Annotated in this window: 26 protein-coding genes and 1 other RNA gene; 10 read left to right on the top strand and 17 right to left on the bottom strand. The window is 70.1% G+C overall.

Translation table 11 applies throughout. From position 1 onward, the window contains the following. The 10 genes from GGR71_RS03950 to GGR71_RS03905 form a co-directional block, all read right to left on the bottom strand. Window positions 1–915, bottom strand: coding sequence for a SirB1 family protein (locus GGR71_RS03950; RefSeq protein ID WP_456362584.1), 915 nt, complete (start codon window positions 913–915; stop codon window positions 1–3). A gap of 49 nt (window positions 916–964) precedes the next feature. After that, window positions 965–1417 carry a DUF192 domain-containing protein gene (locus GGR71_RS03945; RefSeq protein ID WP_160962165.1) on the bottom strand — a complete coding sequence of 151 codons (453 nt, stop codon included), beginning with the start codon at window positions 1415–1417 and terminating at the stop codon, window positions 965–967. 156 nt (window positions 1418–1573) lie between these two features. After that, on the bottom strand, window positions 1574–2221 hold the full coding sequence (gene rpiA, locus GGR71_RS03940; RefSeq protein ID WP_017915859.1) for a ribose-5-phosphate isomerase RpiA: 648 nt from the start codon (window positions 2219–2221) through the stop codon (window positions 1574–1576). Between the two features lie 93 nt (window positions 2222–2314). Further along, window positions 2315–2785: an EVE domain-containing protein gene (locus GGR71_RS03935; protein WP_017915860.1), complete on the bottom strand. Its 471-nt coding sequence runs from the start codon at window positions 2783–2785 to the stop codon at window positions 2315–2317. After that, entirely contained in the window at window positions 2782–3375 is a 594-nt protein-coding gene (locus tag GGR71_RS03930) for a 5-formyltetrahydrofolate cyclo-ligase (RefSeq protein ID WP_160962167.1), read from the bottom strand. Before GGR71_RS03930 ends, GGR71_RS03935 begins: the two co-directional genes overlap by 4 nt. Before the next feature lie 278 nt (window positions 3376–3653). Then, entirely contained in the window at window positions 3654–4433 is a 780-nt protein-coding gene (locus GGR71_RS03925) for an acyl-CoA thioesterase (RefSeq protein WP_160962169.1), read from the bottom strand. A 151-nt stretch (window positions 4434–4584) separates the two neighbouring features. Continuing rightward, a non-coding RNA gene (ssrS, locus tag GGR71_RS03920) (6S RNA) lies at window positions 4585–4769 on the bottom strand. 98 nt (window positions 4770–4867) lie between these two features. Then, window positions 4868–5161 (bottom strand): cell division protein ZapA, encoded by a 294-nt coding sequence (locus GGR71_RS03915; RefSeq protein ID WP_048491763.1) that lies wholly within the window; start codon window positions 5159–5161, stop codon window positions 4868–4870. Further along, window positions 5158–5379 (bottom strand): TIGR02449 family protein, encoded by a 222-nt coding sequence (locus GGR71_RS03910; protein WP_048491762.1) that lies wholly within the window; start codon window positions 5377–5379, stop codon window positions 5158–5160. Before GGR71_RS03910 ends, GGR71_RS03915 begins: the two co-directional genes overlap by 4 nt. A 67-nt stretch (window positions 5380–5446) precedes the next feature. Continuing rightward, the gene (locus tag GGR71_RS03905) at window positions 5447–7630 is read right to left on the bottom strand and encodes a GGDEF domain-containing phosphodiesterase (RefSeq protein ID WP_160962202.1); all 2184 of its coding nucleotides are present in this window, start codon (window positions 7628–7630) and stop codon (window positions 5447–5449) included. 210 nt (window positions 7631–7840) lie between these two features. On the opposite strand from GGR71_RS03905, the gene GGR71_RS03900 reads away from it, so the two are divergent. After that, the gene (locus tag GGR71_RS03900; RefSeq protein ID WP_160962171.1) at window positions 7841–8386 is read left to right on the top strand and encodes a YecA/YgfB family protein; all 546 of its coding nucleotides are present in this window, start codon (window positions 7841–7843) and stop codon (window positions 8384–8386) included. Next, entirely contained in the window at window positions 8386–9732 is a 1347-nt protein-coding gene (locus tag GGR71_RS03895; protein ID WP_160962173.1) for an aminopeptidase P N-terminal domain-containing protein, read from the top strand. Before GGR71_RS03900 ends, GGR71_RS03895 begins: the two co-directional genes overlap by 1 nt. 143 nt (window positions 9733–9875) lie before the next feature. Here GGR71_RS03895 and pepQ read toward each other — a convergent pair whose 3' ends face one another. The 7 genes from pepQ to rph all read right to left on the bottom strand — a co-directional run bounded on the left by pepQ (window position 9876) and on the right by rph (window position 17480). After that, window positions 9876–11198: a Xaa-Pro dipeptidase gene (pepQ, locus tag GGR71_RS03890; protein WP_160962175.1), complete on the bottom strand. Its 1323-nt coding sequence runs from the start codon at window positions 11196–11198 to the stop codon at window positions 9876–9878. Between the two features lie 392 nt (window positions 11199–11590). Beyond that, entirely contained in the window at window positions 11591–11932 is a 342-nt protein-coding gene (locus GGR71_RS03885; RefSeq protein WP_160962177.1) for a PilZ domain-containing protein, read from the bottom strand. Continuing rightward, complete coding sequence (locus tag GGR71_RS03880) at window positions 11929–14310, bottom strand: DUF1631 domain-containing protein (RefSeq protein ID WP_160962179.1); 2382 nt, start codon at window positions 14308–14310, stop codon at window positions 11929–11931. Before GGR71_RS03880 ends, GGR71_RS03885 begins: the two co-directional genes overlap by 4 nt. Window positions 14311–14397: 87 nt before the next feature. Continuing rightward, window positions 14398–15627: a radical SAM family heme chaperone HemW gene (gene hemW / locus GGR71_RS03875; protein ID WP_160962181.1), complete on the bottom strand. Its 1230-nt coding sequence runs from the start codon at window positions 15625–15627 to the stop codon at window positions 14398–14400. 133 nt (window positions 15628–15760) lie between these two features. Next, window positions 15761–16372, bottom strand: coding sequence for an RdgB/HAM1 family non-canonical purine NTP pyrophosphatase (rdgB, locus tag GGR71_RS03870; protein WP_160962183.1), 612 nt, complete (start codon window positions 16370–16372; stop codon window positions 15761–15763). Then, entirely contained in the window at window positions 16369–16758 is a 390-nt protein-coding gene (locus tag GGR71_RS03865; protein ID WP_160962186.1) for a VOC family protein, read from the bottom strand. The genes rdgB and GGR71_RS03865 overlap by 4 nt, the downstream gene beginning before the upstream one ends. Next, on the bottom strand, window positions 16755–17480 hold the full coding sequence (gene rph / locus GGR71_RS03860; RefSeq protein ID WP_160962188.1) for a ribonuclease PH: 726 nt from the start codon (window positions 17478–17480) through the stop codon (window positions 16755–16757). The genes GGR71_RS03865 and rph overlap by 4 nt, the downstream gene beginning before the upstream one ends. A gap of 108 nt (window positions 17481–17588) precedes the next feature. Between rph and GGR71_RS03855 the strand changes: the two genes are divergently transcribed. The 8 genes from GGR71_RS03855 (at window position 17589) to GGR71_RS03820 (ending at window position 26325) form a co-directional block, all read left to right on the top strand. Further along, window positions 17589–18449, top strand: a complete 861-nt coding sequence (locus GGR71_RS03855; protein ID WP_160962190.1) for a YicC/YloC family endoribonuclease — start codon at window positions 17589–17591, stop codon at window positions 18447–18449. 152 nt (window positions 18450–18601) lie between these two features. After that, window positions 18602–19228: a guanylate kinase gene (gmk, locus tag GGR71_RS03850; protein WP_160962192.1), complete on the top strand. Its 627-nt coding sequence runs from the start codon at window positions 18602–18604 to the stop codon at window positions 19226–19228. Between the two features lie 112 nt (window positions 19229–19340). After that, window positions 19341–19640: a DNA-directed RNA polymerase subunit omega gene (gene rpoZ, locus GGR71_RS03845; RefSeq protein ID WP_010343101.1), complete on the top strand. Its 300-nt coding sequence runs from the start codon at window positions 19341–19343 to the stop codon at window positions 19638–19640. A 101-nt stretch (window positions 19641–19741) separates the two neighbouring features. Then, a complete protein-coding gene (locus GGR71_RS03840; protein ID WP_048491749.1) occupies window positions 19742–21913 on the top strand; it encodes a RelA/SpoT family protein in 2172 nt (723 codons plus the stop codon). Between the two features lie 283 nt (window positions 21914–22196). Next, the gene (locus GGR71_RS03835; RefSeq protein WP_010341827.1) at window positions 22197–22580 is read left to right on the top strand and encodes a RidA family protein; all 384 of its coding nucleotides are present in this window, start codon (window positions 22197–22199) and stop codon (window positions 22578–22580) included. A gap of 9 nt (window positions 22581–22589) precedes the next feature. After that, window positions 22590–24737, top strand: coding sequence for an ATP-dependent DNA helicase RecG (gene recG / locus GGR71_RS03830; protein WP_160957216.1), 2148 nt, complete (start codon window positions 22590–22592; stop codon window positions 24735–24737). A 252-nt stretch (window positions 24738–24989) separates the two neighbouring features. After that, a complete protein-coding gene (locus tag GGR71_RS03825; protein WP_160957217.1) occupies window positions 24990–25928 on the top strand; it encodes a nucleoside hydrolase in 939 nt (312 codons plus the stop codon). Window positions 25929–26082: 154 nt separating this feature from the next. Continuing rightward, window positions 26083–26325 (top strand): type B 50S ribosomal protein L31, encoded by a 243-nt coding sequence (locus GGR71_RS03820; RefSeq protein ID WP_010341537.1) that lies wholly within the window; start codon window positions 26083–26085, stop codon window positions 26323–26325. The last annotated feature ends 238 nt before the right edge of the window (window positions 26326–26563 follow it).

The raw sequence follows: 26563 nt of genomic DNA, 5'->3' as shown, positions 1-26563 counted from the left end.
TCAATGCATTCGCTGCGCACGGGCGCTCAGTTCCACCAGGCGCTCGCGGATCGGCAGGGCGTCGGAGGCCTCGGGGTTCAGTTGCAGGTAGCGGCCCAGGTCGCGGCGCGCGCCGGGCACGTAGTCCATCTGCAGGTAGGCCATGCCGCGGTCGCGCAGGGCTTCGGGCTGGTCGGGCATCAGCTTGAGCACGCGGTCGGCGCTGCGTGCGGCGCGGTCCCACTCGTCGCGCTCGGCATACACGCCGTGCAGGTTGCGCAGCACCCGGGTCAGGATCGCGCGGTGCGGCGCCGGGTCCAGGATCTGCAACAGGGCGCGGTCGTCCGGGCTTTCGCCGCCCATGTGCGGCCGCGCGCGCTCGCGCAGTTCCTCCACCGCCAGCGGACGCCCGCCGTTGAACGGGTCCATCACCAGCAGGCCGTCGTCCACCGGCAGGCGCACCAGGAAATGCCCGGGGAAGGACACGCCGTCGAGCGGGATGTCCAGGCGCCGCGCCACTTCCATCTGCACCAAGGCCAGCGAGATCGGGTTGCCCAGACGCCGCTCGAACACCTGGTTCATGTAGCTGTTGCGCGGGTCGTAATACTCGTCGTGGTTGCCGCTATAGCCCAGTTCTTCGAACAGATGGCGATTGATCGCCGCCATCTTCAGTGGCCAGGGCTCGATCATCGCCACCTCGTGCCGCAGGTGGTCGGCGTGGCTCTGCGCCAGGGTGTCGTAATGGGCGGCGTCCAGCTCCGGATACTCGTCGCGGGCGATCAGCAGCGCGGTCGCCAGCAGCGGCAGGGCATCGTCGTCCAGAGCGGCCAGGGTATTCCAGCTCGGCAATGTCAATCGGGCGGCCATGGCCCAAGACTGGCGGCAAAGCCGAGCCCGATCAAGTCCGGCCGTTCCCGACAACGGTGTCGGGTTCAGCGCCGTGGTGGCGAGGCGTTTTCCCGACCCCGGCCGGTGTTGCGGGCGATCAGCGGCCCTGCGGAATCCCCGGCCCGAAGCGCAGTTCGGTGCCGTCCTGCAGCTTCAACTGCTCGGCCTGGCCGGCATTGAGTTCGAGCACGTAGCGCGCCGGCGCGTTGCTCGGGTAGGGCGGGCAGGCATCGCCGGCCGAGCACGGCGGCACGTCGCGCTGCTGCGCCACCAGCTTGCGCTGGTTGTCGAAGTACAGGATGTCCAGCGGGATCTTGGTGTTCTTCATCCAGTACGCCTGCGGTTCCTCGCGGTCGTGGATGAACAGCATGCCGTGGTCGGCTTCCATCTGGTCGCGGAACATCAGCCCGCGCGCGCGCGTCGCATCGTTCTGCGCCAGTTCCACGTCGTAGCGGTGTCCGCCCAGTTCCACCCAATGGTCCGCACCGGCGCTGGCGCAACCGCTGAGAGCGAGCAGGAGAAGGACGCAGAGCGCGCGGAAGAGGGACATGGGCGTGCCAGGGCAGAGAGGACAGCGCGCACCTTGTTGCATGGTGCGTGACGAGTCAAGAGTGCGGGGATTGGGGAGTCGGGATTGGGGATTCGCAAGAGCAGGGATCTCGGCTTTTACGAATCCCCAATCCCGAATGCCCAATCCCGCCGCGCGTCAAAAGACGCGCGGGGGCTCGCCACCGACGATCACCACATCGGCCGGGCGGCGCGCGAACAGGCCGACGCAGACCACGCCCGGGATCTGGTTCAGTTCGCGCTCCAGCGCCACCGGATCGGTGATCGACAGGTGGTGCACGTCCAGCACCACGTTGCCGTTGTCGGTGATCACGCCGTCGCGCCACACCGGCTGGCCGCCGGTGCGCGCCAGGATCTCGCGGGCGACCAGGCTGCGCGCCATCGGGATCACCTCGATCGGCAGCGGGAACGCGCCCAAAGTCTGCACCTGCTTGCTCGGGTCGACGATGCAGATGAAGCGCTCGCTGGCTTCGGCGATGATCTTCTCGCGGGTCAGCGCGGCGCCGCCGCCCTTGATCAGGCACTTGTTCGGATCGCACTCGTCGGCGCCGTCCACGTACAGCGACAGGTTGCCGGTGTGGTTCAGTTCCAGCACCTCGATGCCGTGCTGGCGCAGGCGCGCGGTGCTCTGCTCGGAACTGGACACGGCCCCCTTGATGCGGTGGCCGATGCGGCCCAGTGCGTCGATGAAGTAGGCGACGGTGGAACCGGTGCCGACACCGACGATCATCCCATCCTGGACGTAGTCGATGGCTTTCTCGGCAGCAAGACGTTTGGCTTCTGACATTGGGGGAACTCGGGATTGGAGATTCGGGATTGGGGATTCGTGAAAAGCGGGTCGGCGGATGGGGCTGGGCGAATCCCGAATCCCCAATCCCGGCTACTCGAGCGACAGCAGCAGCTTCCACTGCGCGGCGCTGACCGGGAACACCGACAGGCGGTTGCCGCGGGCGACCAGCGGGAAGCCCTCGCCCAGCGCGTCGGCGTGCTGCTTGATCTCGTCCAGGGCGATGGTGCGCGCCAGCTTGCGCTCGAACGCCACGTCCACCAGGTACCAGCGCGGCTGCTCCGGGGTGGCCTTGGGGTCGTGGTAGTCGGAAGACGGGTCGAACTGGGTGGCGTCCGGATAGGCCTGGCTGGCCACGCGGGCCACGCCGACGATGCCCGGCACCTTGCAGTTGGAGTGGTAGAACAGGATGCCGTCGCCGACCTTCATGCCGTCGCGCATGAAGTTGCGCGCCTGGTAGTTGCGCACGCCGTTCCAGGGTTCGGTGCCGACGCGCTGCAGGTCGTCGATCGAGAAGGCGTCCGGTTCGGACTTCATCAGCCAATAGCGGGTGCGTGCGGTCATGCGGGAGAATCGTGCGCGGTCGACAGGGTGAGGGATTCGGTGCAGACCGCGTCCAGCGCTACGTCCCAGGCCGCCAGCGGCAAGGCCGCGACCTGCTGTGCGTCGAAGGCGGCCCCGACCAGCCAGGGCGGCGGTGCCTGCCGCTGGCGGAAAGCGAAGCTGCGATCATACCAGCCGCCCCCCATGCCCAGGCGGCCGCCGGCGGTGTCGAAGCCGACCAGCGGCGTCACCACCAGCGCCATCTGCGCCGGCGCCAGGGTCGTGGCCGGGTCGACGTCGGGCTCGGGGATGCCGTAGCGATTGGCGCGCAACGGCTGCCCAGGGCGCCACGGCGCGAAGCGCAAGGTCGTGCCGCTGAGCACCGGCAGGCAGTACTGCACCGCGTCCGGCAGCGACAGTTGCCAGCGGTGCAGCGCGATCTCCCCATCCATCGCCCAGTAGCCGCCGACATGGCCCTGCTGCGGCGCGAACGGCAGCTCCAGCAAGCGCTGCGCCAGCGCATCGGCGGCGGCCAGGCGGACGGACGCCGAGAGCGCGCGGCGGCGGGCGCGCAGATCCTGGCGCAGGGAGTCGCGGTCGTCGGCGGTCATCGGGCAGGCGGGGCGAGGGAGGGCGCTATTGTCGGCGTCGGCGCGCGTACTGACCAGCGGGTGTCCTCCATTCCCCGAGTACGCCGCGTCGGGCCACCCGACGGGCCGCGGTTGCGCGCGCCCATGGCCGCGTCATCGCTCGGGCGTGGACGCATGTCCACTTCCTCGCGCTTCCTTGGCTCGGGCACACGGAATCGCGGCGCGACCTGTCCGGGAATTGGTGACGACAGGCCCTAGGGATGGAGGACACGCCCCGGGCCCGGTCGCTGCTGCGGCGATCACGCGTAGAGCGCCACCGTCTGCCGGCCCCACAGCACCAGCCGCCCGGCCGTGTCCCAGATCTGCATGTCCTGCAGCGAGTAGCCGTCACCGGCATGGCGGCTGGCCGAGCGCAGCAGGAACCAGTCGCCGGCGCTGGCCGGTTGCGGGAAGTCCAGGGTCCAGGTCATCGAGCTGACCGGCGCGGGCTCGGTGAAGCAGGTCATCGCGGCCGGCGGCAGACAGTCGCCCAGCGCGACCAGGGCCACGCTCGGGTCCACGCCGCCGGCATCGCGATGGCGTGCCCAGACCAGCAATTCCGGGTCGGTCGCGGCGGACACCGGCAGCGCGCCGCCGGCCAGGCGCATGTCGAAGTTGGCGACGAAGGCCGGAGTTGCCGGACTGTCGGCGATCGGCGTCGCGTCGTCGGGGCCGACCACCGCCGGCCGCGCCGGCAGGAAGTCGTGGGCGATGCGGCTTGGGCGCGGCTGCGCGAACAGCAATGCTGCGCGCAGCGCGACCTGCCCGTCGGCCAGGCAGTCGACGCCCACGGAGGTGGCGGACTTGCCCTGGCGCAGCACCTGCGCATCGAAGCGCAGGATGCCGTCGGCGGGGCCGATGAAGCCGATGTGCGCCGACTTCAGCGGCGGCAATGCGGACGGCGGCGTGCGCAGCGCGGTCTGCAGCGCCAGCGCCGCGGACAGCCCGCCGAACGCGGTGCGGCCTTGCCGCCAGCTGGCGGGCACGTCGAATCCCGCGGCGGGGTCGAAGCGGTCGAGGAGTTGGGCGAGCGTCGGCAATCCGGGATCTCCGTGGTGGGGAGACCAGTATCCCGGGTTTCGGCCGGTGCGAGAACGCGTGGCGCATGCACTGCGCTGGCGTGGTGGACGCGCAAGTTGCGGACGCGCAAAAAGGAAACGGCGCCTTGCGGCGCCGCTTCCTGGAAAAATTGCATTCTCCGCCGTGACGATGCGTGCGAAACGACCTTGAACCCGGGGTTCAAGTGGGATGGCTGGAGAATCATCGGGCTTCCCGCTACGAGGCGGACCTGCACTCCCGATTCCGTCGCCACCCCGTGGTCGTCATTAAGGGACAAGGCGAATGTTTGCACACGCTGTCGTTCACAGCAGAGAACGCGAGTGCAGTATAGCGCCGTGATCGCGCTTGGCTAGTCCGTTCGTCGGTGTTTCGGTGCGGTGCAATTCACGTTGATGATCGCAGCGCCAATGACGGATCAGCGTGTCGTATCGACGACGCTGTCCAGGCGCCGGTTGAGATCGGCGAGTGTGCGCGCCATCTCGCGGTCGCGCTTTGCTTGTTCGTCGCGCAGTTGCTGCAACTCGTGCGCCAGGTTCAGCGCCGCCAGGACGGCGACGCGATCCACGGCGGCCATGCGGTTGCTGCCGCGCACCTCGCGCATCTTCGCGTCGAGCAGGCGCGCCGCGGCGAGCAGGCCGTCGCGCTCCTCGGCCTCGACGCCGACGGTGTATTCGCGGTCGAGGATGCGGACGCTGACCGGCTCGCTCACGTGTGCTGCTCCAGGGACTTCAGTCGGGCGATCATCGCTTCCACGCGCGAACGCGCCTGTTCGTTCTTGGTCAGCAACTGCGAGCGCTCGCCGATCAGGTGTTCCTGTTGCTGGCGCAGGCTGCGGTTCTCGTCGGACAGGCGCTGGCAGCGCTCGACCAGCGTTTCCACGCGCGCGGCAAGGGCGCGAAGCTCGGCGAGGGTGTCAGGGCTGTCCATGGCGCTCACGATAGGCATGCGCCCGAGGGGCGGTCAAGACGCCGCGCGGCGGCGCCATGGCCGGCGCTCAGGCAGGCAGCCGCAGCGGTTGCTGCAACAGGCGCAGGCAGGCGTCGGGCTCCAGCGCCGGCGCCACCAGATGGCCCTGGATCTCGTCGCAGCCATGCGCGCGCAGGAACGCCAACTGGCCGGCTTCTTCGACCCCTTCGGCCACCACCTTCAGCGCCAGCGAGTGGCCCATCGCGATGATCGTGCTGGTGATCGCCTCGTCGTCCGGGTCGCGGGTGAGGTCGCCGATGAATTCCTGGTCGATCTTCAGGGTGTTGATCGGCAGCCGCTTCAGGTACGCCAGCGACGAGTAGCCGGTGCCGAAGTCGTCGATCGCCAGGGTCAGCCCCAGCGCGCGGCAGGCGCGCAGCAACTCGGCGTTCTTGCCGACCTGCGACATCACCACGCTTTCGGTCAGTTCCAGTTCGATGTTGGCGGCGGGCACGCCGGTCTCGGCGAGGATGCCGGCCATCAATTCCGGCAGATTGCCGCGTTCGAGCTGGATCGCCGAGACGTTCACCGACATGCACAGGTCGGTCAGCCCCATCCGCCGCCAGTCGCGCAACGCGCCGCAGGCCTGCCGCAGCACCCACTCGCCGATCTCCAGGATCAGCCCGGTCTCCTCGGCCAGCGGAATGAACTGGCTGGGCGAGACCGGTCCGAAATCGGCGCTGTGCCAGCGCAGCAGCGCTTCCACGCCGACCACCCGCTGCGTGCGCAGCGAGTAACGTGGCTGGTAGACCAGCTTCAGTTCCTGGTCCAGCGGGATCTTGCGCAGCGTGCTGGCCAGGGTGGCGCGGTGGCGGGTGGCCTCGTCCATGCGCGCCGAGTACACCTGCGCGTTGCGGCGCCCGGCGGCCTTGGCCTGGTACATCGCGGTGTCGGCGTGCTTGAGCAGTTCGCTCGGCAGCAGCGCGTGCTGCGGGAACAGGGAGATGCCGATGGAGGTGGACACTGCGACCTCGCGGCGTTCGTCCAGCCGCAGCGGTGCCTCGAACGCGGCCAGCACACGTGCGGCCACCGCCTCGGCCTCGCCCTGGCTGACGATGTCCTCGACCACCACGGTGAATTCGTCGCCGGCCAGGCGCGCCACCGTGTGCTGCGGCCCCACCGCCTGCTGCAGGCGTTCGGCCACCGCGCGCAGCACGCGGTCGCCGACCGCGTGGCCGAGCGAGTCGTTGATGTCCTTGAAGCGGTCCAGGTCCAGGAACAGCACCGCGACCGAGCCGGCCTGGCGCCGCGCCCGCACGATCGCCCGCGCCAGGCGTTCGGACAGCAGTGCGCGGTTGGGCAGGCTGGTCAGCGTGTCGTAGTTGGCCAGGTAGCGCAGTTCCTGCTCGGCGCGCTTCTGTTCGGTGATGTCTTCCAGCACCACCACCTGGAAGCTCTGGCGGCCGTCGGCGTCGACCACGGTGTTGCGGCGCAGGTGGCAGAGGATCTCCTGGCCGTCCTTGCGCCGTTTCCAGGCCTCGCCGCGCCAATGCCGGCCGTGGTCGGCTACCGGCGCCGCCGGCGTTTCCGGTGCGTGGTCGATCAGGGTCATCGACTGGCCCAGCACCTCGCGCTCGCTGTAGCCGGTGATACGGGTGAAGGCCGGGTTGACCGAGATGAAGCGGCGGTCCTCGTCGAACACGGCCACCGCCTCGCCCATGCTGCGCAGCACCTCGGCGGCGATGCGCCGTTCCAGGTCGGCCTGGCGGTGCGAGGTGATGTCGCGTGCGGTGCCGGCGAGCCGGCGCGGTGCGCCGCTGGCGTCGTAGTCGACCACGCGGCCGCGCACGCGCGCCCAGTGCCAGACCCCGTCGCCGGCCAGATCCACCCGGTACTCGGCGGTGTAGATCGCGGTGAGGCCCTGCAGGTGTTCCTGCAGCACCTGCCGCGCCTGTTCCATGTCGTCGGGATGGATCCGCAGCGGCTCGTTCTCGCGGATCACCAGGCCGATGTCCTGCGCGTGCGGCGTGGCCTCGTCGGCGCGCATCAGCCGCAGCGTGCGCTGTTGCAGGTCGTAATCCCAGAAGTGCTCGCCCGAGGCCCACAGCGCCAGCTTCAGGTGCTGGTCGCGCTGCTGCAGTTGCGCTTGCCGTTGCAATTGCTCGCGCAGGCGCCGACGGGATCGCAATGCGAACAGCGCCGCCGCCCCGCCGGCGGCCAGCGCGGCGAGCGCCACCAGCGGCCATGCGGCCAGCAGCGTCTGGCCGAACAAGGCCAGACCAGTCCCTTCCGCAGCTCCTGCAGCGACGTGCTCCAATGGCATGGCGGAAAGTGACTTCTGTCAAAGAACGGGTGGTGGAGTGTAGGCGCGTGCCGGAAGCCTCCACAAGCGGCGGCGCGCACGCGATTGCTACACTGCGCAGTCCCGATTCCGCTGCAGGCCTCGACAGGCCCGTGGCCAGCGCCCGACAGGCTTTGCTCCATGACCGAACTTCCCACTGCCGACCAGATCGCCGATGCCAGCCGGACGCTTGGCCTGGCTGCGTCGGCGGCCGAACTGCACGGCGCCCTGTGCGGCTGGCTGGCCGGCGGCGGCGCCGAGTTGCCGGCATGGCCGGCCGCCGTGCTGGCCGACGCCAGCGTCGCCACGCCCCGCCCCGGCGACGCGCTGGACCGCCTGCGCGAGGCCACGACTGCGCAACTGAACGACCGCGATTTCGGCTTCGACCTGGTATTGGCCGATGCCGGCGCGCCGCTGCCCGAGCGCGCCGACGCGCTGTTCGACTGGTGCCGCGGCTTCCTCGGCGGCTTCGGCCTGGCCGCGGGCGCCGCGCCGCCGCTGTCCGAGGAAGGGCAGGAGGCGCTGCAGGACGTGGCGCGGCTGGCCCAGGCCAGCGCCGACGATTTCGACAGCGGCGACGAGGACGAGGACGCGCTGGCCGAGATCGAGGAGTTCGTGCGCGTGGCGGTGCTGCTGCTGCACAGCGACTGCGTGCTCGGCCCACGCCACCGGCAGCGCCTGAACTGATGAAGCGGCTCACCGGGATTTCCGCCGGCGAGTACGCGCGCCGGCGCCGGCAACTGATGGACATGGCCGGCGAGCAGGCCATCCTGGTGCTGCCGAGTGCGCCGGAGCGGGTGCGCAGCCACGACACCCATTACCCGTACCGGCAGGATTCGGACTTCTGGTACCTGTGCGGCTTCCCCGAGCCGGATGCGGTGCTGGTGCTGGTGCCCGGGCGCCGCCACGGCGAGGCGCTGCTGTTCTGCCGCGAACGCGACCCCGAACGCGAAGCCTGGGACGGCCCGCGGGCGGGCCAGGAAGGCGCGGTCGAGCGCTACGGCATGGACGATGCCTATCCGATCGACGACCTCGACGAGATCCTGCCCGGGTTGCTGGAAGGCCGCTCGCGGGTGTACTACCACTTCGGCCGCGATGTCGATTTCGACCTGAAACTGATCGGCTGGGTCAAGCGCGTGCGCGAGCAGGTGCGGCATGGCGCGCAGCCGCCGCACGAGTTCCTGGAACTGGGCCATCTGCTGCACGAACAGCGCCTGTTCAAGTCGCGCGACGAGATCGCGCTGATGCAGGTGGCCGCCGACCTGAGCGTGGCCGGGCACCGCGCGGCGATGCGGCTGGCGCGGCCGGGCGTGCACGAATACCAACTGCAGGCCGAGATCGAGCGCGAATTCCGCGCCGGCAACGCCTGGCCGGCCTACGGCAGCATCGTCGGCAGCGGCCACAACGCCTGCGTGCTGCATTACCGCGCCAATGCCGCGCGCCTGCGCGATGGCGAGCTGGTGCTGGTCGACGCCGGCGCCGAGTACCGTGGCTATGCCGCCGACATCACCCGCACGTTCCCGGCCAACGGCCGCTTCAGCGCCGAACAGCGCGCGCTGCACGACCTGGTCGGCGCCGCCCACGCCGCGGCACTGGCGCAGGCGCGCCCGGGCGTGGCCTACGAGGCCGGGCACCTAGCCGCGGTACGGACCCTCACCGCAGGCCTGCTGCGGCTGGGCCTGCTCAAGGGCAGCCTGGAGCAGAACCTGGCCAGCGGCGACTACCGACGCTTCTATCGGCACAAGACCGGGCACTGGCTGGGCCTGGACGTGCACGACGTCGGCGACTACCGGCTGGCCGGCGAATCGCGCCTGCTCGAGCCGGGCATGGTGTTCACCATCGAACCTGGCCTGTACGTGTCGCCGGACGACAAGGACGTGGACCCGAAGTGGCGCGGCATCGGCATCCGCACCGAGGATGACGTGCTGATCACCGACGACGGCCACCGCGTGCTCACCGATGCCCTGGCGCGCAGCGCCGAGGAGATCGAGGGTTTGATGGCTGAGGAGCCGGGATTGGGGATTCGGGATTAGGGATGAGGTAACCGCGATGGCCAGCGCGCGGACCCATCCTCCTAGACGCAGAACGAGCCGGACCCCTGGCGTTTCTTGCCGGCGTGGCGCTGCCCGCTGTAGCCAATCCCCAATCCCGATTCCCCAATCCCAGCGGCGGCCATTCAGGCCGCCGCAAACACCGGCCGCGTCAGGTTCTCGGGGGCGTCCTCGGTGCACACCACTTCGTCCTCGATGCGGATGCCGCCGTAGGGTTTGAACTGCTCCACCCGCGCCCAGTCGACGCTGTGGCCATGGCCGGCCTGCTTGAGGTCGTCCAGCAGCATGTCGATGAAGTACAGGCCGGGTTCGATCGTCACCACCATGCTCGGTTCCAGGGTGCGGGTCATGCGCAGGTAGGGGTGGCCGTCGGGGCGTTCGATGCGGCCGCCGCGGTCGCTGGCGGCGAAGCCGGCGACGTCGTGCACCTGCAGGCCGATCGGGTGGCCCAGGCCGTGCGGGAAGAACGCGGCGCTGACCCCGGTGGCGACCGCGGTTTCCGGCGACACGGTGAGCACGCCGGCGTCCTTCAGCACGCCCATCAGCGCCAGGTGCGCATCCAGGTGCAATTGCCGGTAGTCGACGCCGGCGCGTACCTGTTGACCCATGCGCTGCTGCGCGGCGTCCACCGCGTCGATCAGCGCCTGGAAGTCGCTGCCGGGATCGGCGGCGTAGGTGCGGGTGATATCGCTGGCGTAGCCGTGCGCGGAGGCGCCGGCGTCGATCAGGAAGCTGCGCAGCGGCGTCGGCGCCTGCCGCCGCAGTTCGGTGTAGTGCAGCACGGCGCCGTGCTCGTTCAAGGCCACGATGTTGCCGTAGGGCAGTTCGTTCGCGTCCTGGCCGACTGCCGCGCAGTAGGCCATATGGATCTCGAACTCGCTGCGGCCGTCGCGGAATGCGGCCTCGGCGGCGCGATGGCCGCGTACTGCCGAGTGCTGCGCCTGGCGCATCAGCGCCAGCTCGTAGGGCGTCTTGTAGGCGCGGTGGTACTCCAGATACTGCAGCACGCTTTCCGGATTATTCGGCACGTAGGCGCCCAGCGCGCTCTGCGGCTCGCCCAGGATCGCACTGCGCGCCACATCCGGCAGCAGCGCCAGCGCCTCGTCCGGGGCGCGGATCAGGTGGATGTCGCAGTGCTCCACCCACCAGCCGCTGGGCGCGTCCGGCACCACGTGCCAGTAGTCGCGCGGTTGGTGGAAGATCACCTGCGGCCGGCGCCCGGGCGTGTACACCAGCCAGCTGTTCGGCACCCGGGTCAGCGGCAGCCAGGCCTTGAACTGCGGGTTGACCGCGAACGGATAGTCGCGATCGTCGAACAGTTGGTAGTGCAGGCTGCCGCTGGGGACCACCAGGTGGTCGAAGCCGCCGCGCGCCAGCGCCTCGTCGGCGCGTCGGGTCAGGGTGCGCAGGTGGTCGGCATACAGGGCGCTCGGGTCGTGCTGGGACATGGCGGTGGCTCGTTCGGCGATGCGGAAACGTGGACGCCCAGTTTGCCGGAAACGGTACGGGCGTGCGGACATGCGTGCACGACGCGCATGCGCGCGCACGCCGTGACGCCGCATTGGCACCGCGGCGGTCCTTGCGATTGCGTCGGATCTTCGTTCCGTCCGGCCGCGCCACGCAGGTGAGATGGCCACTGTGAGAGTCAACTGTCATGCGGCCGCGACAAGCGACGCTGAAAGCCGACTGACACGCTCCGTCGTCGGGACTGAAGTCCCTCCCACAAGGATGCCTAGCCCATCCCTGTGGCGGCCGCTTCAGCCGCGACCGAGGCGTTCCCGGGAGGGGCGCGGCTGATCCCGAAAGTGGGACGGCAGCCACTCCTGGGCGGTGGCCGCCGTTAGCCGCCGGGAGCGGCGTTGATCCACTGCCGCAGCAGCTCGCGATGCGCAGGGGAAATGGTCAGGAAGCGAAAGCCAGCCCAGGATTGGCCCGGTGCGTGCGAGGGTTCGCTCCACAACAGGTGCGCGCCGACGTCGATCTGCACCTCGCGGTCGGCGTGTGGCATCGCGAAGCGCAACTGGTACAGCGCGTCTTCGTGCAGCGGCGCCGAGGCCAGCAGCAGCATGCCCTGTTCGGAGACGTTGCCGAGGCGGCCGACCACGGCGTCTTCCATCAGGTCCAGCACCGGCACCATCTCCGGGACCTGGCGGCGAGGCGAACGGCGGGCGTCGACGCTCATGCGCCCTCCATCGCGTCGTCGGCCGCGGGCGCCCCGGCCAGGGTGCGCAGCGCGCGGACCGCGGCCTGCCAGGCGCGGTCGATCAGGCGGGCGCGGTCTTCGCTGACGATGCGGACCTGGCCCTGCGCCAGCAGCCGCGACAGCCCGTCGAGGGTGTGCTCGGCGACCTTCTGCCCCCGCTGGTTGACGAACAGCGCGCGATCGGTGATCGGGCTGTACCAGGACAGGCGCTGCCGCTTCAGGTCGCCCTGCTGATTGACGACGAATTCGAACCATGTGCCGAACGCCAGCGTGCGCAGCCGCGCATACGCCGCCTGTTCGGTCTCGTTGCGCGGCGGCAGCGCCGGCCGTTCGCCGTCCTCGCCCTGGTCGCCGAGGCGGGTGCGCGCCTTCAGCCGCACGCTGAGTTCGGTGCGCGAGGTGGTGGCGTCGGTGCCGCCGGGCGTGGACAGACGCCGGGCGATGGCCTCGGCTTCCTGTTGGTGGTAGCCCACCTGCAGCAGCGCCTGGCAGACGCGCTCGGCCAGGGCGGCATCGGAAGCGCCCTCGCTGCGGCAGGTGACCTCGGCGATGCGCTCGGCCAGGGCGATGCGCTCGCGCCAAGTCTCCGAGTCCTCGCCCTGGCGCAGCAGGGTCAGCACCAGCACGTCGGACCAGGCCTGCTGCAGCAGGGTCTGCACGAAGCCGGGCGGTTGCCGGGCGCTGCACAGCGCCTCCAGGGTGGCGTTCGCGGTCTGCTTGGCCAGTTCGAGACGTTCCTTGCCGCGGGCGGCCTCGACGTGCCGGCGCTCGGCGATCTCGGCCTTGTGCGCCAGGCTGCGCTGCTGCGCCTGGATGTCCTGGTGGGCCTGTTCGAAGACGACCTCGTCGCCTTCGTATTCCTCGACCACGCGGTCCACGGCCTGGTTGAGCTTGAGCAGCAGTGTCGGGTCGCTGTCCTCTTCGCCCAGCCAGGTCGCGCCCGATTCGGCGACGGCGTTGAGCAGTTCCCGCGCCGGGTGTCTGCTGCGTGCGAAGAACGCCGGATCCTGCAATGCGGCGCGCACCAGCGGCACCTGCAGGCGTTCCAGCAGTGCCGCGGCGGGCGCATCGGGACGCACCTCGCGTTCGATCTCGCCGTACAGCAGGCCGAGCAGGTCGAAGGTGTCGGCCTGCTGCGCTGCCAGCGTCGCCTGCGCACCATGGGTGGCGCGCAGCGCCTGCAGCAGGGCGGTCTGCACGTCGCGCAGGTGGCGGCGTCCGCGCAACCCGCCGAGCGTACTGTGCGCCGGCGGCTGCGCCTGCAGTTCGCCCAGGGCCTCCAGCAGGCTGGCGGTCGGGACTGGCGCCGTGCCGGCGGCGTTCGCCGGCAGCGGCGGGAGCGTGGCGGTACCGGCGGCCGGGGCCGCGGACGTGGCGGCGGGTGTGGCATGCGCGCGTGCGGCCGTGAGCAACTGGCGCAGCGTGGCCAGATCCGGGCCGCTGGCGCCTGGCTCGGCAGCGGCCGCCGCCGCACCCAATGGCGGTAGCGGCGGCGCGGCGGCCGGCGGCGACGCGCTGCCCATGGCGGGCATGGCCTGGCCGGGGGCGGTGCCGTGATCCCTGGGCCCGTTTGCGGCAGCGGCTGGATCGGCTCCTGCGGGCATGCGCGCGACGCGGCGCGCGCCCGGTTCCACGCTGGTGCTGCGCGCCACGTAGGGCAGGTAGATCAGGCCCGGCAATACCCCGGCGTGGGTGAGCATGACGTTGGCCCGTTCCACGATCTCGCCGTAGCGCGACAGCGCGTGGCGTTCGAAGGCGCGGTACAGCGCCAGTTGCGTGTCCAGGCCCAGGCCCAGTATTTCGCCGGCATCGCGCAGCAGCCGGCACAGCGTGTGCGGCCCCAGCGGCAACTGCTCGATCTCGAAGGCCGGCCGCGCCGCCAGCACGCCGAAGCGCTGGCCGAGCAGTTGCAGCGGGATATTGCAGCGGGTGGCTTCGCGGCGGGCGATTTCGTGCAGCACGATGTCGCGGTCGATATCCACGTCGGCGACCAGGGTCAGCATCTGCGCGGCGGCACCGGCTCTGGCCGCGCGCGGCGCGGCGGCGGCCGCTGCCGGGCTGCGGATGCCGGCCAACTCGGCCTCCAGGTGCGCCTGATAGAACGGCGCGAAGCGCGCGCGCTGCGCACGCAGGCGCTGCGCTTCCTGGTAGATGTCCTGCTGCACCTGGCCGTTGCGGGCACGCTGGGCCTGCTCGAACAGGGTCTGCTCCAGGTCGTCCAGGGTCGCCTGCAACGGCGCCTCCAGGGCCTGCCACAGCAGGTCGTTCAGGGCCAGCAGGAGATCGCGCACGCGCGCCGGCAGGGCGGCGCTGGCAAGCGTCGCCGGTGGGGCCGACATGGTCGCAGACAGGGGCATCCTGTGATCGCCGTTATACTTTTCTGCGCGGTATGTAGCACGATCCGCCGCCGCAACCAAGGCGGGCGGCATTCACCAGGGCGTACCTCAGGGCAGAAACAGGGCGACGACGTCGTTGGTGAAACGCCGTCCCAGCTCGGTCGGCACGGCGTGGCCTGCGTCCACCCGCAGCCAGTCGCGGGCCTGCGCGGTGTCCAGGGCAGGGGCGATCGCCTGCAGCGGCAGGCCGGTGCGGGCGCTGAAGTCGCGCAGCGCGAAGCCGTCGTTGAGGCGCAGCGCGTTGAGCATGTACTCGAACGGGCGCCGCTCCGGCGCGATCCACTCGTCGCCGCCGATCGCCGCCGGTGTCCCCGCCGCGTCCAGGAACGCCTGCGGATGCTTGTGCTTCCAGCGCCGCAGGATGTTCTGCTCGGCGCCTGAGCTGATCTTGCCGTGGGCGCCGGCACCGATGCCGAGATAGTCGCCGAAGGTCCAGTAGTTGAGGTTGTGCGCGCAGCGGTAGCCGGCGCGCGCGTAGGCGCTGACCTCGTACTGCGCGTAGCCGGCCTCGGCCAGCAGCGCCTGGCAGCGCTCCTGCATGTCCCAGGCGTCGTCGTCCTCGGGAATGCCCTGCGGCGGCCGCGCGGCGAACACGGTGTTCGGTTCCAGGGTGAGCTGGTAATGGCTCATGTGGGTCGGCTGCAGCGCCAGCGCCCGCACGATGTCGCGCTCGGCCTCGGCCAGGGTCTGCTGCGGCAGCGCGTACATCAGGTCCAGGTTGAAGTTGGTGTAGCCGGCATCCTGCGCCAGCTTCACCGCACGCTCGGCCTCGGCGCCGTCGTGGATGCGGCCCAGCCGCTGCAACGCCGCATCGTCGAAGCTCTGGATGCCGAAGCTGAGGCGATTCACCCCGGCCGCCAGGTAGCGGTCGAAGCGGCCGTGCTCGGCGGTGCCGGGATTGGTCTCCAGGGTGATCTCCAGGCCCGGCGCGAAGCGCAGCCGGGCGCTGGCCGCCTGCAGGAAGCGGTCGATCGCCTCGGGCGGGAACAGGCTGGGCGTGCCGCCGCCGAAGAACACGCTGTTGACCACCCGGCCCCAGACCAGCGGCAGGTCCTGGTCCAGGTCGCGGATCAACGCATCCACGTAGGCGTCGAACGGCAGCGCGCCCTTGGCCGCGTGCGAGTTGAAGTCGCAATACGGGCATTTGCGCACGCACCACGGCAGATGCACGTAGAGCGACAGCGGCGGCGGCACCAGCGACGGGCCGTCGGCGTGCGCGGACGGGTCCGGACAGGCGGTGCCGGGCGGATGCTGGCAATGGTCGTGGGCGTGCGGCATGGCGGGTGGGAATCTGGAAACAGAGATTGCGGGCGGTGCGGGCGCTGGATGGCTCAGGGCTTGGCGCGGCGGCGCAGGGCAGTCTGCGCGCGCCGCGGTGCCTGGACTGACCCGGCGCCCGCCCGCGACGCGTTCATCCGGCCGGCTGCGCCGCCAGCAGGTCCGCCAGGCGCTGCTTGAGCTGCTGCAGGGCGAGGGCGCGATGGCTGATGCGGTTCTTCAGCGCCAACGGCATCGCGGCCGCGGTCTGGCCGTGGTCCGGATCCAGGAACACCGGGTCGTAACCATGCCCGCCGGTGCCGGCACGCGCATGCGCGATGCGGCCGCGCCAGCGGCCTTCCACCAGCAGTGGCTGCGGATCCTCGGCATGCCGCAGCAGCACCAGCACACAGTAGAAATGCGCGCCGCGCTGCGCGTCCGGGACATCGCGCAGCGCGTCCAGCAGCTTGTCGATGTTGGCCTGCGCGTTGCCGTGTTCGCCGGCGTAGCGTGCCGAGTACAACCCCGGCGCGCCGTGCAGCGCGTCCACGCAGATGCCGGAGTCGTCGGCCAGCGCCGGCAGGCCAGTGACACGGGCGGCGTGGCGCGCCTTGAGCAGCGCGTTCTCGACGAAGGTCAGGCCGGTTTCGTCGGCATCGCTGACGCCGAGCGTGGACTGCGCGATCAGCTCGACGCCGACGTCGTCGAGCAGGGCGTGCAGTTCTTCGAGCTTGCCGGCGTTGCTGCTGGCCAGAACCAGTTTCATGCGGTGGGCTCCAGGAGATCCCAGGTGTTGCCGTACAGATCGCGGAACACCGCGACCGTGGCGTAGGGTTCGTGACGCGGGGCTTCCAGGAACTCCACGCCGGCGGCCAGCATCGCCGCGTGGTCGCGCTGGAAGTCGTCGGTGTGCAGGAAGAAGCCGACCCGACCGCCGGTCTGGTCGCCGATGCGGCTGCGCTGGGCGTCGTCGCTGGCGCGCGCCAGCAGCAACGCCGCGCCGCGCGCATCGCCAGGCCCGACCACGACCCAGCGCTTGTGGCCCTGGTCCACGTCCTCCAGCAACTGGAAGCCCAGCTTGCCGGTGTACCAGGCGATGGCCTCGTCGTAGTCGGCCACCACCAGGGTGACCAGGGCCAGGCGCCGGTTCATTGCGCCAGGGCCGCGCGCTGCGCCGCCAGCAACTCGCCGATGCCGCGCTCGGCCAGGCCGAGCAGCGCGTCCAGTTCGTCGCGGCGGAAGGCGTGGCCCTCGGCGGTGCCCTGCAGCTCGATGAAACCGCCACCGTCGTTCATCACCACATTCATGTCGGTATCGCAGTCGCTGTCCTCGGCGTAGTCCAGGTCCAGCACCGGCACGCCGCGGTAGACCCCGACCGACACCGCGGCGACCGCGCCCAGCACCACCGGCTTCTTCAGGTCGCCGCGCTTCTGCAGCCAGTTCACCGCATCCACCAGTGCCACGTAGGCACCGGTGATGGCGGCGGTGCGGGTGCCGCCATCGGCCTGCAGCACGTCGCAGTCCAGGGTGATGGTGCGCTCGCCCAGCGCGGTGCGGTCCACGCACGCGCGCAGCGCGCGGCCGATCAGGCGCTGGATCTCCAGGGTGCGTCCGCCCTGCTTGCCGCGCGCGGCCTCGCGATCGGAGCGCGAATGGGTGGCACGTGGCAGCATGCCGTATTCGGCGGTCACCCAGCCTTCGCCCTTGCCGCGCAGGAAGCCCGGCACGCGGTTCTCGACGCTGGCGTTGCACAGCACGCGGGTGTCGCCGAAGCTGATCAGGACCGAGCCTTCGGCATGGCGGGTGAAGGCGCGTTCGATGCGGACCGGGCGCAACTGATCGGCCGTGCGGCCGCTGGGACGGGAGAAGGACATGCAGGGGTTCCGGGAAGGGCGGGGCCGTGCGCGGCATGTGACCGCGTTCGGCAAGGCAGGAAAGGGCGCTAGGTTAACATCCGCCCCTTGCCCGCACTGGAACACCGCATGATCCGCAGCATGACCGCCTACGCCGGCGCCGAGCGCATCACTCCCTGGGGCACGCTGGGGTGCGAGCTGCGCTCGGTCAACCACCGTTTCCTGGAAGTGGGCGTGCGCCTGCCCGAGGAACTGCGCGCGCTGGAGCCGCAACTGCGCGAACGCGTGGCCGCGCGCATCAGCCGCGGCAAGCTCGACCTGATGCTGCGCCTGCGCGCGCCGGAGGCGGCGCAGACCCTGGCGGTGAACGAGGCCCTGGTCGAACAGTTGGGCGTGCTCGCGCAGCGACTGGGTGTGCGTTTCCCGCAGATGCAGGTGCAGTTCGTCGACCTGCTGCAGATGCCCGGCGTGCTGCAGGGGCAGAGCGCCGATCCGGCGGCGCTGCAGGCGCAGGCGCTGGAACTGCTGGACGAGGTGCTGGCCGAGTTCGTCGCCGCGCGCGAGCGCGAGGGCGGCAAGCTGGCCGCGGCCATCGTCGAGCGGGTCGATGCGGTGGAACGCATCGCCGGCCAGGTGCGCACGCTGATCCCGGCCATCCGCGATGGCCAGCGCGCCAAGCTGGCGGCGCGCCTGGCCGACCTGCCGCATCCGGTCGACCCCGGCCGTGCCGAGCAGGAACTGGTGCTGTGGCTGCAGAAGCTGGACGTGGATGAGGAACTGGACCGGCTCGGCAGCCATATCAAGGAATTGCGGCGGGTGCTGCGCCAGCCGGAACCGGCGGGCCGGCGCCTGGACTTCCTGCTGCAGGAATTCAACCGCGAGGCCAACACCCTGGGCTCGAAGTCGGTGGACAGCCGCACCTCCAACGCCGCGGTGGAACTGAAGGTGCTGATCGACCAGATCCGCGAGCAGGTGCAGAACCTGGAGTAGCCGGGATGGCGGGATTCGAGAGTGGGGATTGGCGCGGCGGACCCGGGCGCCGGGCGGGTCACGTCCATACCGGGTAGCATATCGACCCCGTGGGTATCGGCCCGCGGCTCCGTTCGCGAGTCCCGACTCCCCAATTCCGAATCCCTGATCCTATGCGCGGCACTCTCTACATCGTGGCGGCCCCCTCTGGCGCCGGCAAGAGCAGCATCGTCAACGCCACCCTGGCGCGCGACCCGCAGATCGCGCTGTCGATCTCGTTCACCTCGCGCGCGCCGCGCCCGGGCGAACGCCATGCCGAGCATTACCATTTCGTCTCCGCCGACGAGTTCCAGCGGATGATCGATGCCGGCGACTTCTTCGAGTACGCCCGCGTCCACGGCGACTGGAAGGGCACGGCGCGGCAGTCGGTGGAGCCGCAACTGGCCGCCGGCCACGACGTGCTGCTGGAGATCGACTGGCAGGGCGCGCGGCAGGTGCGGGCCAAGGTGCCGGACGCGGTCAGCGTGTTCATCCTGCCGCCCTCGCGCGAGGCGCTGGAGCAGCGCATGCGCAAGCGCGGCCAGGACAGCGAGGCGGTGATCGCGCAGCGGCTGGCCGCCGCGCGCGAGGAAATGTCGCACTACGCCGACTTCGACTACGTGATCGTCAACGAGCACTTCGACACCGCGGTGGACGAGATGTGCGCGATCTTCGTCGCCAGCCGCCTGCGCCGGCTGCCGCAGCAGCAGCGCCACGCCGGGCTGATCGACACCCTCCTGCAGGAACAGCCAACTGGCTGATTCCAAAGGGAACTGAATGGGGTGGGGTTGCTCTCGGGCGGTTGCCGCCCTACAATCCCCGCCCTTTCCCTCATTCGAACGCGTGGCCGCCGCCGGCCCGCCGGGAGCCCGCATGGCCCGCATCACCGTAGAAGATTGCCTGGAAGTCGTTAACAACCGTTTCGAACTGGTCATGATGGCGTCCAAGCGCGCCCGCCAGCTCGCCAACGGCGTGCAGGCCACCCTCGACAACACCGAATCGGCCGACAAGCCGACCGTGCTGGCGCTGCGCGAGATCGCTGCGCGCAAGATCGACAACGCCCTGATCGACGAGGTCGAGAAGGCCGAGCGCGAGCGCGCCGAGCGCGAGGCCCTGGAATGGGCCGCGGCCGAAGTCGTCGCCGACGAGGACATGTCCAAGAACGACGACTGATCGCGTCCCCGCGTCGCGATCGTCCTGCGAACAGCCCGCATCTGCGGGCTGTTTCGTTTTGCGGGTTTGCCGTCCACGCGCCGCTGGCATAGTCTTTCCGCATGAACCCAGGCCCTTCTGCCCAGGTCGCCCACGCCGCGCCGTCGTCGGCCGACGAGGCGGTCCCCGACTACGTCCTGCAGCTCGAACGCAGCGCCAGCTATCTGCCCGCCGAGCAGATCCCGCTGCTGCGCCGCGCCTGGGAGGTCGGTGCGGCCGCGCACGCGGGGCAGACCCGCAAGTCCGGCGAACCCTACATCACCCATCCGGTGGCGGTGGCGGGCGTGCTGGCCGAGCTCGGCCTGGACGTGGAAGCGCTGATCGCGGCGATCTTGCACGACACCATCGAAGACACCCCGCTGACCCGCGCCGAGCTGGCCGCCGAGTTCGGCGAGGCGGTGGCCGAACTGGTCGACGGCGTCACCAAGCTGGACAAGCTCAAGTTCCGCGATCGCCAGGAAGCGGCCGCCGAGAGCTTCCGCAAGATGCTGCTGGCGATGTCGCGCGACCTGCGCGTGATCATGATCAAGCTCGCCGATCGCCTGCACAACATGCGCACGCTGGGCGCGCAGAGCGCCGAGGCGCGCAGCCGCATCGCCCGCGAGACCCTGGAGATCTACGCGCCGATCGCCCAGCGCCTGGGCATGAGCCTGATGAAGTCCGAGCTGCAGAACCTCGGCTTCCGCGCGCTGCATCCGTGGCGACACGCGATCATCGAAAAGCACATCCGCAGCCAGCCGGTAGTGCGCCGCGAGTCGATGGCGCAGGTGGAAGTGCAGTTGTCGCAGCGCTTGGCCAAGGAGGGGCTGGAGCACCGGCTGGTGAGCCGGATCAAGACGCCGTGGAGCATCTACAACAAGATGCGCGACGAGAACAAATCCTTCGACCAGGTGATGGACGTGTTCGGCTTCCGCCTGGTGGTACGCGGCGTGCCCGACTGCTACCACGCGCTGGGCGCGGTGCATGCCACCTTCAAGCCGCTGGATGCGCGCTTCCGCGACTTCATTGCCATTCCCAAGGCCAACGGCTACCAGTCGCTGCATACGGTGCTGTTCGGGCCCTACGGCTCGCCGATCGAAGTGCAGATCCGCACCGAGGAGATGGACCTGATCGCCGAACGCGGCGTCGCCGCGCACTGGACCTACAAGTTCGGCGGCGATTCGCCCAACAGCGCGCAGAGCCGCGCGCATGCGTGGATCGTCGAACTGATCGAATCCCAGCGTGCCGCCGGCTCGTCGCTGGAGTTCCTGGACAACGTCAAGGTCGACCTGTTCCCGGACGAGGTCTACCTGTTCACGCCCAAGGGCAAGATCCTGGCGCTGCCGCGCAATTCGACTGCGCTGGACTTCGCCTATGCGGTGCACACCGACGTCGGCAACCGCGCGGTGGCCTCGCGCGTGGACAAGAAGCTGGTGCCGTTGCGCACCAAGCTGGTCAGCGGACAGACGGTCGAGGTGATCACCGCGCGCTCCGCCACGCCCAAGCCGCAGTGGCTGGAGTTCGTGGTCAGCAGCAAGGCGCGCACCGCGATCCGCCACCAGCTCAAGCAGCTCGAACACGAGGACGCGGTGCAGCTCGGCCATCGCATGCTCGATCGCGCGCTGGAGGCGATGGACAGTTCGCTGGAGCGGTTGCCCAAGGGGCGCCTGGATTCGTTCCTCAGCGAGCACCGTTATCCGCGCCTGGAGGCGCTGCTGGCCGACGTGGCGCTGGGCAACTGGATGCCCAACCAGGCCGCGCAGGCGCTGATGGCGTATGCGGAACTGCGCGGCGGCGGCCATTCCAAGCACTCGCAGGAAAAGATCCTGATCAACGGCACCGAGCGCGGCGTGGTCAGCTTCGCCAACTGCTGCCAGCCGATTCCCGGCGACGAGATCATGGGCTACCACACCGCCGGCAAGGGCATCGTGGTGCATCGCCTGGACTGCCCGAACCTGGCCGAACTGCGCAAGTCGCCCGAGCGCTGGGTGCCGATCGGCTGGGACAGCAGCGTCATCGGCGACTACGACACTGCGCTGGTGGTGGACGTGGAGAACCGCACCGGCGTGCTGGCGCAACTCGCCGCGGCGATCGCGCAGAGCCAGTCCAACATCGAGCGCGTCGACTACCTGGACCGCGACTTCAACGCCGCGGTGCTGCGCTTCAACATCCAGGTGCGCGACCGCAACCACCTGGCCGAGGTGATGCGCCGGTTGCGGCGCCTGCACGCGGTGCAGAGCGTGCGGCGTCAATAGGTGGTGCCGGGATTGGAGAGTCGGGATTGGGGATTCGGAGCGGGTCTGGCGTTGTCGTCGTAGGAGCGGCTTCAGCCGCGACGCCTTACCGATGAAGCGTCGCGGCTGAAGCCGCTCCTGCGAAAGGGGCGAAGCGCATGGCCGGCATCCCCGGCGGGCACGCTGTTCCCGATTCCCGATTCCCGATTCCCGATTCCCGATTCCCAATCCCCAATCCCCAATCCCCAATCCCCAACCGCGCACGCCAGCTAAACTAGGCGGACATTCTTCCAACGGAGTCGCCATGTCCCGCCAGATCATCCATACCGACCGTGCACCGGCCGCGATCGGCCCGTATTCGCAAGCCGTGCGTGCCGGCAACACCGTGTACTTCTCCGGGCAGATCCCGCTGGATCCGGCCACCGGCGAGATCGTCGCCGGCGACATCGCCGCGCAGGCGCGTCGCGCCTTCGACAACCTGCAGGCGGTGGCCGAGGCGGCCGGCGGCTCGCTGGATCGCATCGTGCGCCTGGGGCTGTACCTCACCGACCTGGCGCAGTTCGCACAGGTCAACGCGGTGATGCAGGACTACTTCCAGGCGCCGTTCCCCGCGCGCTCCACCATCGAAGTCTCGGCGCTGCCCAAAGGCGCGGGCTTCGAAGTGGATGCGGTGATGGTGCTGGACTGATCCCCCGCCGTGCCGCGCGTGCAGGTTCCGGCGCCGGCGCTGTCGGCGGCAGGCGAGGTGCCGTTGACCACGTTGCCCGGCGTCGGTCCCAAGCTGGCGGAGAAATTCGCCGCGCGCGGCCTGTCCACCCTGCAGGACCTGTGGCTGCACCTGCCGCTGCGCTATGAGGACCGCACCCGCCTGACTACCGTGGCGGCGCTGCAGCCGGGCGTGCCGGCGCAGGTCGAAGGGCGGGTGCAGGCGGTGGATCGCGGCTTCCGCTATCGGCCGATGCTGCGCGTGGCGGTGGCCGACGACTCGCGCGGCACACTTGTGCTGCGCTTTTTCCAGTTCCGTGCCGCACAGGCGGCGCAGTTCGCGGTCGGTGCGCGCTTGCGCGCCTTCGGCACGCCCAAGCCGGGCCAGCACGGCCTGGAGTTCGTGCATCCCAGCTATCAGATCCTCGGCGAGGACGACGCCGCGGCGCTGGGCGATCGCCTGGATCCGGTATACCCGGCAGTGGAGGGCGTCGGCCCGGCGACGGTGCGCCGGCTGATCGGCCAGGCGCTGGACCGGCTGCCGGAGGAGGCGGCGCTGGAACTGCTGCCGGCGTCGCTGCTGGCCGAACTCGGCCTGCCGTCGCTGCGCAGCGCGCTGCTGGTCGCGCACCGGCCGCCGCCGCAGGCCGACCTGGCCGCGCTCGCCGCCGGCCTGCATCCGGCGCAGCAGCGCCTGGCGCTGGAGGAACTGCTCGCGCATCACCTGAGCCTGCGGCGCCAGCGCATCGCCATGCAGTGTCAGCCGGCGCCGTCGCTGCGCAGCCGCGGGCTGCTGGCCAAGCGCCTGCAGCAGTCGCTACCGTTCCGACTGACCGGCGCGCAGCAGCGCGTGTTCGCGCAGATCCGCGCCGACCTGGAGCGGCCGGCGCCGATGCTGCGGCTGGTGCAGGGCGATGTCGGCAGCGGCAAGACCGTGGTCGCCGCGCTGGCGGCGATGCTGGCGGTGGACAAGCGCAAGCAGGCGGCGCTGGCGGCGCCGACCGAACTGCTCGCCGAACAGCATCTGGCCAACCTGCGCGGTTGGCTGGAGCCGCTGGGCGTGCGCGTGGCCTGGCTGGCCGGCAAGGTCACCGGCAAGGCGCGCAGCGCGACCCTGGCGCAGATCGCCTCGGGCGAGGCGCAGGTGGTGGTCGGCACGCATGCGCTGATGCAGGAGGCGGTGCGCTTCCACGACCTGGCGCTGGCCATCGTCGACGAGCAGCACCGCTTCGGCGTACACCAGCGCCTGGCGCTGCGCGACAAGGGCGCTTCCGGTGCGGGCGTGCCGCACCAACTGGTGATGACCGCCACGCCGATCCCGCGCACGCTGGCGATGGCCGCGTATGCCGATCTGGACGTCTCCTCCATCGACGAACTGCCGCCGGGACGCACGCCGGTGCAGACCATCGTGCTCAACGCCGATCGCCGTCCCGAGCTGGTGCAGCGCATCCGCGTGGCCTGCGCCGAAGGTCGCCAGGCCTATTGGGTCTGCACCCTGATCGAAGAGGCCGAGGACAGCGAGAAGCCCGCGCAGGGCGGTGCCGGCAACCGGCTCGAGGCCAGCGCCGCGCAGGCCACCTTCGAGGCGCTGTCGGCGCAGTTGCCGGAACTGCGCGTGGGCCTGGTGCACGGACGCATGAAGCCGGCGGAGAAGCAGGCGGCGATGCGCGCGTTCAAGCAGGGCGAGATCGACCTGCTGGTCGCCACTACGGTCATCGAGGTCGGCGTGGACGTGCCCAACGCCTCGCTGATGATCATCGAGAACGCCGAGCGCCTGGGCCTGGCGCAGTTGCACCAGTTGCGCGGCCGGGTCGGGCGCGGCGCGGCGGCGTCGAGCTGCGTGCTGATGTACCAGGCGCCGCTGTCGGCGATGGCGCGGCAGCGCCTGGAGACCATGCGCCAGACCAACGATGGCTTCGTCATCGCCGAGAAGGATCTGGAACTGCGCGGTCCGGGCGAGCTGCTCGGCACCCGCCAGACCGGCCTGGCCGCGTTCCGCGTGGCCGACCTGGCGCGCGACGCCGGCCTGCTGCCGCGCGTGCACGCCCTGGCCGACCGGCTGCTGGAGGAGGCGCCTGTCCTGGCCGACCGCATCGTCGCGCGCTGGGTCGGTGGCGCGGTGCGGTTCGCCGGGGCGTGATGGGGCCGGGATTCGGCATTCGGGATTGGGGATTCGTTAGAAGCGGCCGTCCGCCTGCTGTTGTAGGAAGCGGCTTCGGTCGCCACCGGGCGTGATCAGGAGACCCGATCGCGGCTAAAGCCGCCCCTTCGAACGAAGACGTGGCGATGCCGCTTTTGCGAATCCCCAATCCCGACTCCCCAATCCCCGCGCCTTCCCATGCCTGCGCCGCAGTGCCAGACTCGGCGGCCGAACGGACGAGCGAAGCGACGCATGAGCGACAAGATTCCCCTGTTGATCGATACCGACCCCGGCGTGGACGATGCGCTGGCGCTGCTGATGGCGTTCGCCGATCCGCGCCATGAGGTGGTCGGGCTGACCATCGCCGCCGGCAACGTCGGGCTGCGCCACACCGTGCGCAATGCGCTGAAGCTGTGCGAAGTGGCTGGGCGCGAGGACGTGCCGGTGTTCGCCGGCTGCGCCGATCCGCTGCTGCATCCCTCGGTGGACGCCGGGCACGTGCATGGCCAGGACGGCTTCGGCGACGTCGACCTGCCGCCCGCCGCGCGTGGCGCGGAGGCCGAGCATGCCGCGCTGGCGATCCTGCGCCTGTCGCACCAGTACGCCGGGCGCCTGCTGCTGGTCGCGCTGGGGCCGCTGACCAATATCGCGTTGGCGCTGAAACTGGACCCGACCCTGCCGCAGCGCGTCGGCCGCTTCCTGGTGATGGGCGGGGCGATCACCTGCCACGGCAACATCACTCCGGCTGCCGAGTTCAATATCGCCTTCGATCCGGAGGCGGCGCACATCGTGTTCAAGGCGTTCCCGCACATCGAGGTCGCCGACTGGGAAGCGACGGTGGCGCATGGCCTGCCGCACCGCGAGGTCGAGCAGTGGCTGGCGGTGGATGCGCCCAAGGCGCGCTTCTACGAGCTGATTTCGCGCAAGACCCGGCTATGGTCGGAAGACGCGCGCGGCGAGCATTGGTATGCCGCCGATGCGCTGGCGATGGCCTGGGCGCTGCAGCCCGAGGGTGCCCAGGAGGTGCAGTCGCGGCCGATGCAGATCGAGCTGTCCGGGGCGCACACCCGCGGCGCCACCCTGGTCGACTGGAACCGCCAGTTGGGCCTGGCGGACAACGTGACCATGCTCATCCGCTACGACCACGCGCGGTTCCTGGGCCTGGCCCGCACGGCGGTCGGCGCCGGCTGAGCCTGGAGTCCCGCCCGTGCTCGGGCGGACTCTCCCGGGAGCAGGACGTCCCAGGTGACGTCCGCTCCATCTGCCGATACGTAAACGTTGCGTGCAGGGCAGGAGGGCTGTTATAGTTTCCCTCTTGTCCAGCAGCCACCTACGGTGCGAGCCCATGAAGGCCGACATCCATCCCCAGTACCGCGACGTCGTGTTCCACGATGTCACCTCCGATTTCAAGATCCTGACCCGTTCGACCATGTCCTCGAAAGAGACGGTCAAGTGGGAGGACGGCGAAGAGTATCCGCTGATCAAGGTCGAAATCTCCTCGGCTTCGCATCCGTTCTACACGGGCAAGCACAAGGTCATCGACACCAGCGGCCGCATCGACAAGTTCCAGAAGCGCTACGCGCGCTGATCGGAACCGTCGAACGGATGTAGAGCGACGGCCGCTTGCGCGGCCGTTTTGCTATCCGCTGTCTCCTCCCGGCGTCGACGCGCCGGTGTCATCCTTCCGTGAAAATACGGCGAGGACGCAACGCTGTGTCGCTTTCCTGCCGCCATCGTGCAGCGTGGGTGGTGAGCGACGACGCAAATGCTGCTGTGCGATAATGGCGCGATCCGTGGCGATTGCCGTGGACTTCCTTCACGCGTCT

The sequence above is a fragment of the Xanthomonas sp. F1 genome (assembly GCF_014199855.1).
Note: the sequence above shows the minus strand (reverse complement) of the source record. Positions and strands in the feature narration are given on the sequence as shown.